This window comes from Aromatoleum diolicum, assembly GCF_012910955.1.
GTDB classification, from domain to species: domain Bacteria; phylum Pseudomonadota; class Gammaproteobacteria; order Burkholderiales; family Rhodocyclaceae; genus Aromatoleum; species Aromatoleum diolicum.
In genome coordinates this window covers 81404-93732 of sequence record NZ_WTVQ01000004.1, presented here as the reverse complement: position 1 = coordinate 93732, position 12329 = coordinate 81404, and the positions used below count along the sequence as shown (strand labels likewise).

14 protein-coding genes are annotated in these 12329 nt (G+C 64.5%); 7 read left to right on the top strand and 7 right to left on the bottom strand.

Annotated features, from left to right (window positions below; translation table 11 throughout):
• Positions 1-38 precede the first annotated feature (38 nt).
• Positions 39-1940, top strand: a complete 1902-nt coding sequence (locus GPA25_RS03685) for a bifunctional diguanylate cyclase/phosphodiesterase (protein WP_169259005.1) — start codon at positions 39-41, stop codon at positions 1938-1940.
• Positions 1941-2043: 103 nt separating this feature from the next.
• Here GPA25_RS03685 and GPA25_RS03680 read toward each other — a convergent pair whose 3' ends face one another.
• The 4 genes from GPA25_RS03680 to GPA25_RS03665 are packed head-to-tail and all read right to left on the bottom strand — an operon-like array spanning position 2044 to position 6624.
• Positions 2044-2388: a hypothetical protein gene (locus GPA25_RS03680; RefSeq protein WP_246265303.1), complete on the bottom strand. Its 345-nt coding sequence runs from the start codon at positions 2386-2388 to the stop codon at positions 2044-2046.
• Positions 2385-3008 carry a response regulator transcription factor gene (locus tag GPA25_RS03675; protein ID WP_169259004.1) on the bottom strand — a complete coding sequence of 208 codons (624 nt, stop codon included), beginning with the start codon at positions 3006-3008 and terminating at the stop codon, positions 2385-2387. The genes GPA25_RS03680 and GPA25_RS03675 overlap by 4 nt, the downstream gene beginning before the upstream one ends.
• Positions 3005-4420, bottom strand: coding sequence for an HlyD family type I secretion periplasmic adaptor subunit (locus GPA25_RS03670; protein WP_169259090.1), 1416 nt, complete (start codon positions 4418-4420; stop codon positions 3005-3007). Before GPA25_RS03670 ends, GPA25_RS03675 begins: the two co-directional genes overlap by 4 nt.
• Positions 4420-6624, bottom strand: a complete 2205-nt coding sequence (locus GPA25_RS03665; protein ID WP_169259003.1) for a type I secretion system permease/ATPase — start codon at positions 6622-6624, stop codon at positions 4420-4422. Before GPA25_RS03665 ends, GPA25_RS03670 begins: the two co-directional genes overlap by 1 nt.
• Positions 6625-6868: 244 nt before the next feature.
• Here GPA25_RS03665 and GPA25_RS03660 point away from each other — a divergent pair, with 244 nt between their 5' ends.
• The 6 genes from GPA25_RS03660 (at position 6869) to GPA25_RS03635 (ending at position 10636) form a co-directional block, all read left to right on the top strand.
• Entirely contained in the window at positions 6869-7231 is a 363-nt protein-coding gene (locus tag GPA25_RS03660; protein WP_169259002.1) for a PilZ domain-containing protein, read from the top strand.
• Between the two features lie 109 nt (positions 7232-7340).
• On the top strand, positions 7341-7787 hold the full coding sequence (locus GPA25_RS03655; protein ID WP_169259001.1) for a Fur family transcriptional regulator: 447 nt from the start codon (positions 7341-7343) through the stop codon (positions 7785-7787).
• 71 nt (positions 7788-7858) lie between these two features.
• Positions 7859-8050, top strand: a complete 192-nt coding sequence (locus tag GPA25_RS03650; RefSeq protein ID WP_169259000.1) for a hypothetical protein — start codon at positions 7859-7861, stop codon at positions 8048-8050.
• Entirely contained in the window at positions 8047-8805 is a 759-nt protein-coding gene (aztA, locus tag GPA25_RS03645) for a zinc ABC transporter ATP-binding protein AztA (RefSeq protein ID WP_246265302.1), read from the top strand. The genes GPA25_RS03650 and aztA overlap by 4 nt, the downstream gene beginning before the upstream one ends.
• Complete coding sequence (locus tag GPA25_RS03640) at positions 8802-9671, top strand: metal ABC transporter permease (RefSeq protein WP_169258998.1); 870 nt, start codon at positions 8802-8804, stop codon at positions 9669-9671. Before aztA ends, GPA25_RS03640 begins: the two co-directional genes overlap by 4 nt.
• 35 nt (positions 9672-9706) lie before the next feature.
• Entirely contained in the window at positions 9707-10636 is a 930-nt protein-coding gene (locus GPA25_RS03635) for a metal ABC transporter substrate-binding protein (protein WP_169258997.1), read from the top strand.
• 75 nt (positions 10637-10711) lie between these two features.
• Here GPA25_RS03635 and GPA25_RS03630 read toward each other — a convergent pair whose 3' ends face one another.
• The 3 genes from GPA25_RS03630 to GPA25_RS03620 all read right to left on the bottom strand — a co-directional run bounded on the left by GPA25_RS03630 (position 10712) and on the right by GPA25_RS03620 (position 12327).
• Positions 10712-11518, bottom strand: a complete 807-nt coding sequence (locus tag GPA25_RS03630) for a sulfite exporter TauE/SafE family protein (RefSeq protein WP_169258996.1) — start codon at positions 11516-11518, stop codon at positions 10712-10714.
• Positions 11519-11828: 310 nt separating this feature from the next.
• On the bottom strand, positions 11829-12131 hold the full coding sequence (locus tag GPA25_RS03625; RefSeq protein ID WP_169258995.1) for a cell division protein ZapA: 303 nt from the start codon (positions 12129-12131) through the stop codon (positions 11829-11831).
• Position 12132: 1 nt separating this feature from the next.
• Positions 12133-12327: a hypothetical protein gene (locus GPA25_RS03620; protein ID WP_169258994.1), complete on the bottom strand. Its 195-nt coding sequence runs from the start codon at positions 12325-12327 to the stop codon at positions 12133-12135.
• Between the last annotated feature and the right edge of the window lie 2 nt (positions 12328-12329).

The following is a 12329-nucleotide window of genomic DNA, read 5'->3' as shown; positions in this document are numbered from 1 at the left end:
TGCCCGCAGCGCCCACCGCTATCCGGAGGTCACTTGTCATGTCCCTGATCAAACAGCTATGGATCGCCATCGCGGTGATAACTGCCCTGGCCCTGGGCGGAAGCCTTGTGGTCAGCACCCTCTCGGCCAGGCATTACCTGGAGCAACAGTTGCAGGTGAAGAATTTCGACAACGCGACATCGCTGGCCCTGTCGCTGTCGCAGATGCCCAAGGATCCGGTGACCGTCGAACTGCAGGTCGCGGCGCAGTTCGACGCCGGCCACTACCGCTTGATCCGTCTCACCAGCCCGAGCGGCGAGGTCGTCGTCGAGCGTGAATTTTCCGGCACGCTCGACGGCGCGCCCGAGTGGTTCAGCCGCCTGATCCCGATCAATGCCCGGCCAGGCATCGCGCAGGTCCAGGACGGCTGGCACCAATTCGGCACGCTGACGCTGGACAGCCACAAGCGTTACGCCTACGAGGCACTGTGGGACGGGACGCTGCAGCAGTTGCTGTGGTTCGTCATCGGCGGGGCACTTACCGGGCTGATCGGGACGCTCATCATCAAACACATCACTCGGCCGCTGGGGCAGGTGGTCGAACAGGCCGAAGCGATCGGCGGCCGGCGATTCGTGACGACGCCGGAGCCCGGCACCATGGAATTCCGCAGCGTGGTGCGCGCGATGAACACTTTGTCCGATCGCGTGCGGACGATGCTCGCCGAAGAGTCACGGCGGCTCGAGCAGCTACGCCGCCAGACCCAGCACGACGATATGACCGGACTGGTCAATCGCGGCCAGTTTCTCAACCTGATCGATTCAGCGCTTGCCCGTGACGACGCCCACGCGGCCGGAATATTGCTGATTGCCCGATTCAGCGATCTTGCTGCGCTGAATTTGCGCCTCGGCCGCGAAACGACCGACAGCCTGCTGCGCGATATTGCGCGACACGTCGGCGAGTTCGCCGCACAGCATCCGGACTGGGAGGCAGGCCGGATGAACGGCAGCGATTTCGCCCTGCTCGCGCCCGGCTGCGAGGATCCGGGTGACCTCGCCTTACGCGTCGGACAGGCCTTGCATGCTGCGCTCGATGCCCGCCCCGAAGGCCACACGGTGGCATTGCCGATCGCAGCGAGCGCCTATGCGGCCAGCGAATCGCGCTCGCACCTGCTCGCCCGTGTCGACGGCGCCCTTGCCACCGCCGAACAGTCCGGCGATCGGGCCATCAGGGTCGCCGAACGTATCGACAAATCACCGCCCTATGACGATCTCCAGGCATGGCGCAATGCGCTGACTTCGTCGATCGAACGCGACGGCGTGCGTCTGGGGCGCTACCCCGTGCGTACCAGCGATGGCCGCTTGCTGCATGACGAGGCTCCGATCCGGCTGATGCTCAACGGCGCGTGGCAGGCCGCCGGGTATTTCCTGCCCTGGGTCGCCCGCCTCGGCCTGATGCCCCGCTTCGACGTCGCAGTCGTCCGCGCCGCCCTGCAGGAGATCTCCGCAAGCGGCGCGCAACTTGGCATCAACCTGTCGCCGGAGTCGCTGTGCGACGCGACCTTCCGCGGTGAGCTGTTCGGCCTGCTGCAGGCCGCCCCGCAAGCCGCACCGAAGCTGTGGATCGAGCTCCCGGAGTACGGTGTCGTGCGTCACCTGGGGGAATTCCGCGCCCTGTGCGTTGCATTGCGGCCACTGGGGTGCAAGCTTGGCATCGAACATGTCGGGGCACGCTTCGCCCACCTCGCCGAGCTGCACGAACTGGGCCTTGATTACATCAAGATCGATGCTGCGGTGATCCGCGGAATCGATACGAACGCCGGCAATCAGTCATTCCTGCGTGGGCTGTGCATGATCGCGCATTCACTCGGCCTGGTGACGATCGCCGAGGGGGTCAGTTCTGACGCGGAGAAGAGGCTATTGCCGGACTTTGGAGTCGATGCCATGACCGGACCGGCGGTGTGACTTTCGCGCCCCCGCGAAACGCCAGTGCGTCCGGTCCTGTCCCGGACGCGCGGCATCCGAGCGCCCGGGCATGCGGGGAGAATTCGCGCAGCGCCAGGCGGGCTCAGATGACTCCATCATCATCAAGCAGACTGATGCGCTGCAGCGCCTCCCGCGCGCCACGGCGTTCCATCAGCTTCTGCTGTGCGGGGGATGGAAGATCGGTAAAGCGGATCACGGAACGCTCGATCAGCAGCTCGATGAGGTCTTCGAGCACCCGCACCAGACTGAGATCGGAAGACTCCAGGGGATTCGCCGCATCGCTGATGATGCGGCTGAAAGCAAGCACTTCCGCCTCATCCCCGCTCACCGCACTCCAGCCACCTTCCCTGGACTCGGCATTGGCAAGCGGCTCGCGACTCACCGCGATCACTTCGCCATTCGCCCCGCGTTTCACGAAGATCATCATTGCACCGGTAGAGATACGTCGCGTTGGGTTGACAGTCGCAGCACCAGCTGCAGGCGATCGCGCACGCCGAGCTTTTCGAAGATCGCGCCGAGATGCGCCTTGACGGTGCGCTCGGTGATACCAAGCCGGGCCGCGACCTCCTTGTTGCTAAGCCCGGCGGCGACCTTGCGCGCAACCTCCATCTCGCGCGCCGACAGAGCGGACGCGCTGGCGTCGCTTGGCGCCGCCAGCGTACGGATCGCCGCGCCGATGACGCGGGTCATCAGCTCCGGCCCTACCCACAAGCCACCGTGGCGGACAACGAGCTCCACGTCGCGCAGCATCATCGGTACGGACATCGCGTGACAGTAGCCGCGTGCCCCATGATCCAGCGCCGCCAAGGCCTCCTCGCCATCCGGGGTCATGCTGATGACGATCAGCGGGCATTCCGGCAAGCGGCGGCTCAGGTTCATGACTAAGGTCCCCCAGCCGGCATGTGCCGTGTCCACCCAGATCACGTCGAATGGGCGTGCCGCAGCAAGGAGCGTATCGAGCTCCCGGCAAACGCCCGCGGGAAATGCGTCCAGCCAGCGCGTCGAGGGCTGGACCGTGGCAGAGCAAAGGAAGAAATTCTGGCTCATCGTTCGGACAGCGCATTGGCCTTGGCCCGCAGGACGGGCTTCAGCAGATAGGAAAGAATCGTCTTCTTGCCCGTAAGGATGTCGAGCTCGGCGACCATGCCGGGGATGATCGGCAGGTTCTCGCCGAGGCTGGATTTCTGCGTGCGCACACGGACCGTATAAAACGCGTTGCCCTTCTCATCGGTAACGGTATCGGCACCAATGTGTTCGACGACCGCGTCGAGCCCGCCGTATACCGCGAAGTCGTACGCGGTGAATTTCACCAGCGCCGCCTGCCCCGGCCGCAGGAAGCCGATGTCCTTCGGCTTGATCTGCGCTTCGAGGATCAGCGCATCGTCGAGTGGCACGATCTCCGCGACTTCCTTGCCGGGCTGTACAACGCCGCCGACCGTGTTGACCAGCAGCCGCTTGACGGTACCGCGGACGGGCGAGCGGACTTCAGCATGCTTGACGCGGTCTTGTAGCGCGCGACTGCCCTCCGTCAAGGTGCCGAGTTTGCCCATCGTGTCGGAAAGCTCATTGCGCATCACGTTGTGCACGTTCAGTTCGACTTCCTGAATCTTCCGCATCGCCTCGGAGATCGCCGACTGGATGCGCGATATCTGCGCGGCAGCCTGGTCCCGTTCGCCACGCAGCCGCGACACGTCGCGCTCGAGGCGCAGGATCTCGACCTCGGACACCGCCCCCGATTGCACCAGCGGGCGCGTGACGGAAAGCTCCTGCATCGCGAGTTGGTAGCCACGAATCGACTGATCGTGGCGAGCGCGCACTTCGACCAGTTCCTGCTGGCGCTGCGTTAGCTGCTGGCGCGCGATCGAAATCTGCGCATCCATCTCGGCGACACTGGAGTCATACAGCCGGCGCTCATGCGCCGCGATTTCCGGCACCTCGCGCACGACGTCCTGCGGCAGTACAAGGGCCTTTCCACCCGTCAGTGCTTCCAGTCGCGCCGCCTTCGCCCGCAGCGCGAAATATTGCGAGCGATTCTCGGCCAGCGATGAGACGAAGCGGGTCGGGTCGATGCGCAACAGCAGCGCGCCCGCGTCGACGATCTGCCCCTCACGCACGGGCATTTCCTCGACGACGCCACCGTCTACACTCTGAATGATCTGCACCTGCGAGGAGGGAATCACCTTAGCCTCGCCGCGCGTCACCTCGTCGATCTGCGCAACGCCCGCCCACAACACCAGCAGAACGACCACCACCATGAGGCCGCGCAACAGCAGGCGCGCACGCAAGGGTTCCTGCTGGATGCGAGCCCAGTCGGCATCACCGGACCAGTCCAGACGTTCATCCTGCGCGGGCGGACTCAGGCGCGCGAAAAACCGTTCAAACAAAGGACGCGCCGGTCTGGACACCCGGTCCGACAACGTCCCGATCCGTTCGAATGCCCTTTGCCCCGAATCGCCCATCACGCTGCCCTCCCGATGCGACCCTGACGCAGCGCTTCGACAACCTGACTCTTCGGACCGTCCGCGACGATTCTGCCACCGTCGACGACCACGATGCGATCGACCAGCTCGAGCAACGAGGTGCGGTGAGTGACAACGATCATCGTCTTGCCCTGCGCAAAACCGCTCAAGCGTCGCTTGAGTTCCTCCTCACTGGAGAAATCCATCGACGACGTCGGCTCGTCGAGCAGCAGGATGGGCGGATCGCTGATGATCGCGCGCGCGATCGCGACCCCCTGTCGCTGCCCGCCGGACAGCGACGCGCCGCGCTCGCCGACCTGCATATCGAACCCCTGCGGGTGCGTGTTGACGAACTCGGTGATGCCGGCGGTCTCCGCTGCGTGCAGAACAACGGCGTCGTCGGCGAGCGGTGCCGCCATCGTGATGTTCTCGCGCAGCGTGCCGTAGAACAAGGTGACATCTTGCGGGACGTAGCCGACATGACGGCGCAGTTCCGCCGGATCGAGCTGACGCACGTCGATGCCATCGACCAACACGGCGCCGGCGGTCGGACGATAGAGTCCCAGGATCAGCTTTTCCAGGGTCGTCTTGCCGGAGCCGACGCGACCGAGAATTCCGACATGCTCGCCGGCACGGATCCGCAGCGACACATTGCGCAGCGCCTCGGTGTCCTGTCCCGGATAGTGGAAGCTGACGTCGCGGAGTTCGATCTCGCCGCGGAACGACTGCCGGCTGATGAAGTTCGTATCCTCGGGGCGCTCGACCTCTTGCTGCATCAAGGTGTTGAGCGACGCCAGCGCCGTCGCAGCGTTGTGATATTGCACGAGCAGGCCGGCAACCTGGCCGATCGGTGCCATGGCGCGCGACGACAGCATGTAACAGGCGATCAGCCCCCCCATGCTGAGCAGGTTGTCGCGAATCAGATAGACGCCGAGGATGATGATCGCGGCACTCACCGCCTGCTGCACCCAGGCAGCGCCGTTCATCGCCGTGGCCGACAGCAGTCGCAGTTGTGCCCCGACACGGGCGAGCAGCGCCGCACTCTTCTCCCATTTACGCTGGATCGGCGCCTCGGCACCGAGCGCCTTGACCGTCTCCATCGCAACCAGACCTTCGACGAGGATCGCATTGCGTTGCGCACCGGCACGATAGGTCGTCTCGGCGAGTTCGTGCATCCGCCCCTGGACGGTCATCGCGTATACCAGCAGCAGTGCGACGCCGACGACGAAGGGAAGCACCAGCGGCCAGGCAATCCAGCCAATGACGAGAACGAAGACCAGCGCAAAGGGCACGTCGATGAATGCAACGACGGTCGCCGAACTGATGAAGTCGCGCACCGACTCGAAGGCGCGCAGGTTCGCTGCGAAGGAGCCCGCCGACTCGGGTCGCTGCTCCATACGCAGGCCCAGCACGCGCTCCATGATCACCGCCGACAACTTGACGTCGGCGCGACTGCCGGCGAGATCGACGAAATAGCCACGCATCGTCCGCAGAAACGCATCGCCGAAGACGACGATCAGCACGCCGGCGCCGAGCACCCACAGCGTCTCCATGGCGTGGTTCGGGACAACGCGGTCGTACACATTCATGACGAACAGCGGCATCGCGATGGCGAACAGGTTGATCATGAATGCCGCGAGCAGCACGTCGCGGTACAAGGGGCCGTTTTCCGCGATGACGCCCCAGAACCAGTGATGCCGCTTGACCGACCGGACTTCTGGCGTCCGCGCGTCGAAACGGAACAGCGGGCGCGCGTAAATCGTGAAGCCGGCATAGCGCGCGTTCAGCTCAGCGAGCGACAGCTCGACTGCCGCTTCGCCGAGTTCGGGGAACACTACGCGTGCGCGGGCGCCATCGTTGCTCCACCCCAACAGAACACACGCCCGATTGCCCTGCAGCAACAGGACCGCCGGCAACAAGGAAGGATTCAGTCTCTCCGGCGCACTCCGCACCATCTTGCTGCTAAGCCCCGCGCGGCGCGCGGCGCGCGCGAACAAGGTCGGTGTCAGGCGCCCACGCTCCAGCGGCAGCCCTGAAATCGCCGCGTCACGTGTCGTCGCCGCACCGTGTGCGCGCGCCACCAGCAGCAGACACTCCAGCAGCGGGTCACTCTCGCCGACGTTTGCATCCGTCTGCGCTGCAGCGGGTTCGGCGAGACCTAACCCGCCATTTTGTTCGAATGCTTCTGCCACGGGATGTCTCATAGTGTGATCGAAGGGGCCGAGAAAGGCTGTCACCCCGACCGGTACATGCGGATTCATAACAGGAACAAAGCTGTTACGAAATATTTTCTCATGCAGAGAAAACCCCGAACGTGACAGGTTGCTCATGTCGCGCACCGGACCAAGCTCGTGATGACGCTTGCGACCACGACGGCATCATCTCACAATCGGCAATTCGGCCACCCCGGTCGGCACAATACGCATGCATTCTGGAAGGACATCGATCATGCAGGAGGCACAACGCAGGCACTTCGCGCGCATCCGCTTTCATAGCGGCGCGCGGCTGTTGGTCGGCAACATGGAAAGCGACTGCGAGGTCTGTGACCTCTCACTCAAAGGCGCACTCCTCAAACCTGACGGCCCGAGCCCTGCCCGCGGCGAGCGCTGTTTGCTCGAAATCGCCCTCGACGATGCGGGCACGACGATCCGGATGGAAGGCGAGGTGGTCCACGCCGAGCACAATCACGTTGGCCTGGTGTGCCGGGAGATCGACCTCGACAGCATCACCCATTTGCGCCGTCTGCTGGAACTGAACCTCGGCGACCCGGCGCTGCTGCATCGGGAACTTGCCTTCTTGCTGAGCAACTAGAGCGAGACTGGGCACGCACCGTGAGCAACATCTGCGAAAAAGCGGGCAGGGAGTCCGGAGCGGCCGTAATGCTACAATGTTGCATTAATCTCATCATCCGGTCCCCGGCATGCCCGCTCCTGCCCCCCACCCGTCTGCCGCCAACCTGATCGCCTCTTGCGGCGGTCGCGTCACGCGCACGCGCATCGCGGTGCTTGAAATCCTGCAGCACAGCCAGCGTTCGCTGAATCATGACGACATCGCTGCGGCGCTCGCGGCCGACGGCCTGCCCCACGACCGCGTAACGCTTTACCGCACCCTGGACTGGCTGGTCGAGCAGGGGCTTGCCCACCGTATCATCGGCCCCGACCGCGCCCGCCGTTTCAAGGCCGGGGGCGAAACCGGCAGCCAGCATGCGCACTTCCACTGTGACCGCTGCGGGCATGTGCTGTGCCTTGAATCGATCAAAACCGATGAACGCTTCGAGTTGCCCGCCGGCTATCGCCCGGAGCGCGCGGAACTGGTCTTCCACGGCACCTGCCCCGACTGCGGCCGGCTGCGTGCAGCCAAGACCTGAGCCGCCCTCCCCCGACGACGCACTGCCCTCGCCGCACCCGAGCGCCTCACTGTCACCCAACCGAGCCGATCATGGCCCCCAAACCTCGCAGCATCCCGCAACACGCTCATGGCCACCATAATCATCACGATCACCAGACCCATGCAGCCCTCGCCCCCGCCTTCCCCGGCACCGCCCTGGTGCTCGGCGTAAACGCACGTGTCGCACTGGCGGCGGCGGCGGCGGCACTGCTGTGGATCACGGTCGGATGGGCCATCGCATGACACAGCCGCTAGCCGTCCTGCAACTGGACAATCTGACTCTCGGCTATGACCGTCACCCTGCGGTTCACCACCTCAGCTGCAGCATCGCGCCCGGCGCGCTGGTTGCAGTCGTCGGGCCGAATGGGGCTGGCAAGTCGACCCTGTTCAAGGCGCTCACTGGCGAGCTTGCGCCGCTACAGGGTAGCTTCCGCATGCATACCGCGCCCGGCGGGATTGCCTACCTGCCGCAGCAAAGCGAACTTGACCGCAGCTTCCCGGTATCGGTCTTCGACATGGTGTCGATGGGGTTGTGGCGCGAGATCGGCCCTTTTCGTGGGCTCAGCCGCAGCCAGGCCGAACGCGTGCGTGCCGCACTCGCCGCCGTCGGACTGTCGGGATTCGAGACGCGCCAGATCGGCACGCTGTCGGGCGGCCAGCTGCAACGCGCACGCTTTGCGCGCATGATGCTGCAGGATGCCTCGCTGCTGCTGCTCGATGAACCCTTCAACGCCATCGATGCGCGCACCATCGAGGACCTCATCGCACTGGTGCTCGACTGGCACGCCGAAGGCCGCACCATTCTCGCCGTGCTGCACGACCTCGAACTGGTACGACGCCATTTCCCCGAATGTCTGTTGCTCGCGCGCGAGTCTCTCGGTTTCGGCCCCACCACCGACGTACTGACTCCCGAGCGCCTCGCCACCGCGCGCCGCCTCGCCTCCGAGTTCGACGAAGCCGCGGCGGTCTGCCACCGCCCCGAAGCGGAGGCCGCATGATCGAAGGCGGACTGTTCGCACCGTTCACCGAGTTCGAATTCATGCGCCGCGCCCTCGCCGGCTGCCTGGCGCTCGCCCTGGGCGCCACGCCGGTGGGGGTGTTCCTGATGCTGCGACGCATGAGCCTGATGGGCGATGCGATGGCCCACGCGATCCTGCCGGGCGCTGCGCTCGGTTACCTTGCGTTCGGCCTGTCACTCGGCGCGATGACGATCGGCGGCATCATCGCGGGTCTGGTCGTGGCGCTGGGCGCCGGTCTGGTTGCGCGTTCGTCGATCCTCAAGGAAGACGCCAGCCTCGCTGCCTTCTACCTGCTGTCGATCGCCACCGGCGTGATGATCGTGTCGCTGCGCGGGCGCAACCTCGACCTGCTGCACGTGCTGTTCGGCTCGGTGCTGGCGCTCGACGATGCCTCGCTGCTACTCATCAGCGCAATCTCCACCGTCACCCTGTTCGCGCTCGCCGCCTTGTACCGACCGCTCGTGCTGGAGTGTTTCGATGCCGCCTTCCTGCGCGGGGTCAGTGCGACCAGCCCGCTGGCGCATTACGGCTTTCTGGTGCTGGTGGTGCTCAACCTCGTCAGCGGTTTCCACGCCCTCGGCACACTGATGGCGGTCGGCATCATGATCCTGCCGGCCGCGGCAGCCCGTCTGTGGGTCAAACGCCTGCCGGCGATGCTTGGACTCGCGATCGCCATCGCCTTCATCAGCGGCGTCGGCGGACTGCTCGCATCCTTCCACGCCGACGTCCCGGCCGGCCCGGCGATCATTCTCGTGGCCGGCGTGATCTACGTGCTCTCGCTCGCCCTCGCCCCTGGCGGCATGATCGGCGCACGACTCGACCGTCGCCCCCATCTCGAATCCTGAGCCCCTGATTTCCCCCAGCCCCCGGAATCTGGTCGATGCGCCATTTCAAGCTACCGCTACTTGCCCTGCTCGCCCTGCTCTTTACGAGCCAACCGTTGCGCGCCGCAACGCTGGAGGTAGTGGTGAGCTTCAGCATTCTCGGGGATTTTGTCCGGCAGGTCGGCGGCGACCGCGTCAAGGTCACACCGCTGGTCAGCGCCGATCAGGACGCACACAACTTCCAGCCCCGCCCTTCCGACGCACGACGCATCGGCGCCGCGCATCTCGTCGTGGTCAGCGGACTGGGCTTCGATCCGTGGCTCGAGCGCCTCGCGCAAACGGCCGGATACAAAGGCCCCGTGCTAATCGCCAGTAACGGCATCGATCCTATCGCCACCGCCAACGAGCACGACGATGCCCATGGGCACGGCCAGGGGACGCACCAGGATGCCGTCGACCCGCACGCCTGGCAGGACGCGAGCAGGGCGCAGCGTTACGTTGCCAACATCGCGGACGCCCTCGCGCAGATCGACCCCGCCGGCGCAAACGTGTATCACGCCAATGCCGCGCGCTACACCACCGAACTCAAGGCCCTCGACGCGGACATCCGCAGCGGGTTCGCACGCATACCGGCGGAGCGGCGCAAGGTCGTCAGCTCGCACGACGCGTTCGGCTACTTCGCGCGTGCCTACGGCGTCCGTTTCCTCGCCCCGGCAGGCATCAGCAACCAGTCCGAACCCTCGGCGTCTGGCGTCGCGCAACTGATCCGGCAACTACGCCGCGAGAAAGTCCCCGCCGTATTCGTCGAAAGCATCAGCGACCCGCGACTGGTCGAACGCATTCGCAAGGAAAGCGGCGCGCGGCTCGGTGGCACCCTGTATTCGGACGCACTATCGGGCGCAGACGGCCCCGCGCCGACCTACGTTGCGATGATGCGCCACAACCTCAAGACCCTGCTCGAAGGTCTGGCCGAGAGCGGAAAATAAGCAAACGCCAAGAAGCCGAAGCGGGCGGAGTCACCTGATTGCGTGCCCGGCACGCGTCCCGCACCTCATCCCCGCTCAGAAAAAGATGGCGTGCAGCATCTTCGCACACAGCAGCAGCAATACCCCGGCAAAGATCTTCCTGAGCATCGCCACCGGCAGGCGGTGTGCAAGCCTTGCCCCCATTGGCGCTGTATAGGTGCTCACCGCACTCACCAGCACCAGCGCCGGTAGATAGATGAATCCCATACTGTAATCCGGCATACCGGTGCTACCCCAGCCATTTATCAGATAGCCAACGGTTCCGGCCAGCGCAATGGGCAGTCCGATCGCGGCCGACGTACCAATTGCGTGGTGCACCTTGATATTGCACCAGGTCATGAAAGGCACCGACAGTGAACCGCCGCCGATCGCCACCAGCGCCGAAACGCCACCGATGCCGGCCCCCACGGCACTCATGCCGAGCGGACCGGGCAGTTCGCGCGAAGGCTTCGGCTTGATGTTGGCCAGCATCTGCAGCGACACATAGGCCATGAAGCAGGCGAAAAAGATCGCCAACGGTTTCGAGGCCACTCGCGACGCAACAAAGGTCGCCGCAAAGGTGCCGACGAGGATGCCCGGCGCGATGTAGCGCACGACATCCCAGCGCACCGCGCCATGCTTGTGGTGAGCACGCAGGCTGGCAATCGAGGTCATCACGATGGCCGCCATCGACGTCCCGAGCGCCAGGTGCACCACGCCGTCCTTGGGCATGCCCTGCGCCACGAACAGCGAAGTCAGCACCGGCACCATGATTCCGCCGCCGCCCACTCCCAGCAGGCCGGCAAAGAATCCGACAAAAGCCCCCAGCGCGAGGTAGCTCAGCCACCACACATCGAAATCCATCCGTCCAGCCTCTGCACGAATTGCTGCACTGATCGCCGGCGCGGATGCCGGCGAAAAGCAAAAAAAGGCGCGGATCGAAATCCGCGCCTCTCAATTTGGCCCCCGCTGTGTCGCCTACGTCGGCATCCTGAACCTGGGGTTCAGGGAGGTCGCTTTCCTTCCGCATCAGGCTCACCCGGCGAGGGGCATGCACACCAGCGGCATCCATGGTCCGCGACCAAGTCTCTCGACATTGGTCCAAGGAATTTACGACTTCAACGACACAGCGGGGATTGAACCTTTATGCACACCAACCCACGCTAACCACCTGTTAGAAAAGCTTTTCCTGCTGGGCCAGAACCCCATCGATGCGTGCATTCACGAAACCGATTCTACGCTTCGCGGCCTGCATGTCAAACCCGCCGGAGCGCTGAAACTGCAAAAATTCATGAGAAATATTCAGTGCTGTCATGACAGCCAGTTTCTCGCCGGACGAACTCGTACGCGACGCAAGGCTGTTGAGCTTTTCATCCAGAAAAGCGACTGCCGCCAGCAATCCTTCCTTGTCCTCGGGCCGGCAGGCGACGGAATAGGTCTTGCCGAGCAGGGTGATATCCAGAGTATCGGTTTGCATGTCAGGCTTCCGGCAGTTGCGCAAGCAAGCTCTCGAGCTTCGCAGTGGCAAGTTTGACCTTTTCGGCCAGCACACGATTCTCTGCCTCGAGCCGCGCAACACGCGTGCGCAACTCTCGGCTTGCCGCCTTGTCGGATTCGTAGAGACCGATCAGTTGTTCGACCTGGTTTTCGAGCTTGTTGAGTTCTGCGTCCATGC

Excerpts from the sequence above, each read along its gene's own strand:
- GPA25_RS03685 (WP_169259005.1), top strand. The coding sequence starts at position 39 with ATGTCCCTGATCAAACAGCTATGGATCGCCATCGCGGTGATAACTGCC.
- GPA25_RS03680 (WP_246265303.1), bottom strand. The coding sequence starts at position 2,388 with ATGATGATCTTCGTGAAACGCGGGGCGAATGGCGAAGTGATCGCGGTG.
- GPA25_RS03675 (WP_169259004.1), bottom strand. The coding sequence starts at position 3,008 with ATGAGCCAGAATTTCTTCCTTTGCTCTGCCACGGTCCAGCCCTCGACG.
- GPA25_RS03670 (WP_169259090.1), bottom strand. The coding sequence starts at position 4,420 with ATGGGCGATTCGGGGCAAAGGGCATTCGAACGGATCGGGACGTTGTCG.
- GPA25_RS03665 (WP_169259003.1), bottom strand. The coding sequence starts at position 6,624 with ATGAGACATCCCGTGGCAGAAGCATTCGAACAAAATGGCGGGTTAGGT.
- GPA25_RS03660 (WP_169259002.1), top strand. The coding sequence starts at position 6,869 with ATGCAGGAGGCACAACGCAGGCACTTCGCGCGCATCCGCTTTCATAGC.
- GPA25_RS03655 (WP_169259001.1), top strand. The coding sequence starts at position 7,341 with ATGCCCGCTCCTGCCCCCCACCCGTCTGCCGCCAACCTGATCGCCTCT.
- GPA25_RS03650 (WP_169259000.1), top strand. The coding sequence starts at position 7,859 with ATGGCCCCCAAACCTCGCAGCATCCCGCAACACGCTCATGGCCACCAT.
- aztA (WP_246265302.1), top strand. The coding sequence starts at position 8,047 with ATGACACAGCCGCTAGCCGTCCTGCAACTGGACAATCTGACTCTCGGC.
- GPA25_RS03640 (WP_169258998.1), top strand. The coding sequence starts at position 8,802 with ATGATCGAAGGCGGACTGTTCGCACCGTTCACCGAGTTCGAATTCATG.
- GPA25_RS03635 (WP_169258997.1), top strand. The coding sequence starts at position 9,707 with ATGCGCCATTTCAAGCTACCGCTACTTGCCCTGCTCGCCCTGCTCTTT.
- GPA25_RS03630 (WP_169258996.1), bottom strand. The coding sequence starts at position 11,518 with ATGGATTTCGATGTGTGGTGGCTGAGCTACCTCGCGCTGGGGGCTTTT.
- GPA25_RS03625 (WP_169258995.1), bottom strand. The coding sequence starts at position 12,131 with ATGCAAACCGATACTCTGGATATCACCCTGCTCGGCAAGACCTATTCC.
- GPA25_RS03620 (WP_169258994.1), bottom strand. The coding sequence starts at position 12,327 with ATGGACGCAGAACTCAACAAGCTCGAAAACCAGGTCGAACAACTGATC.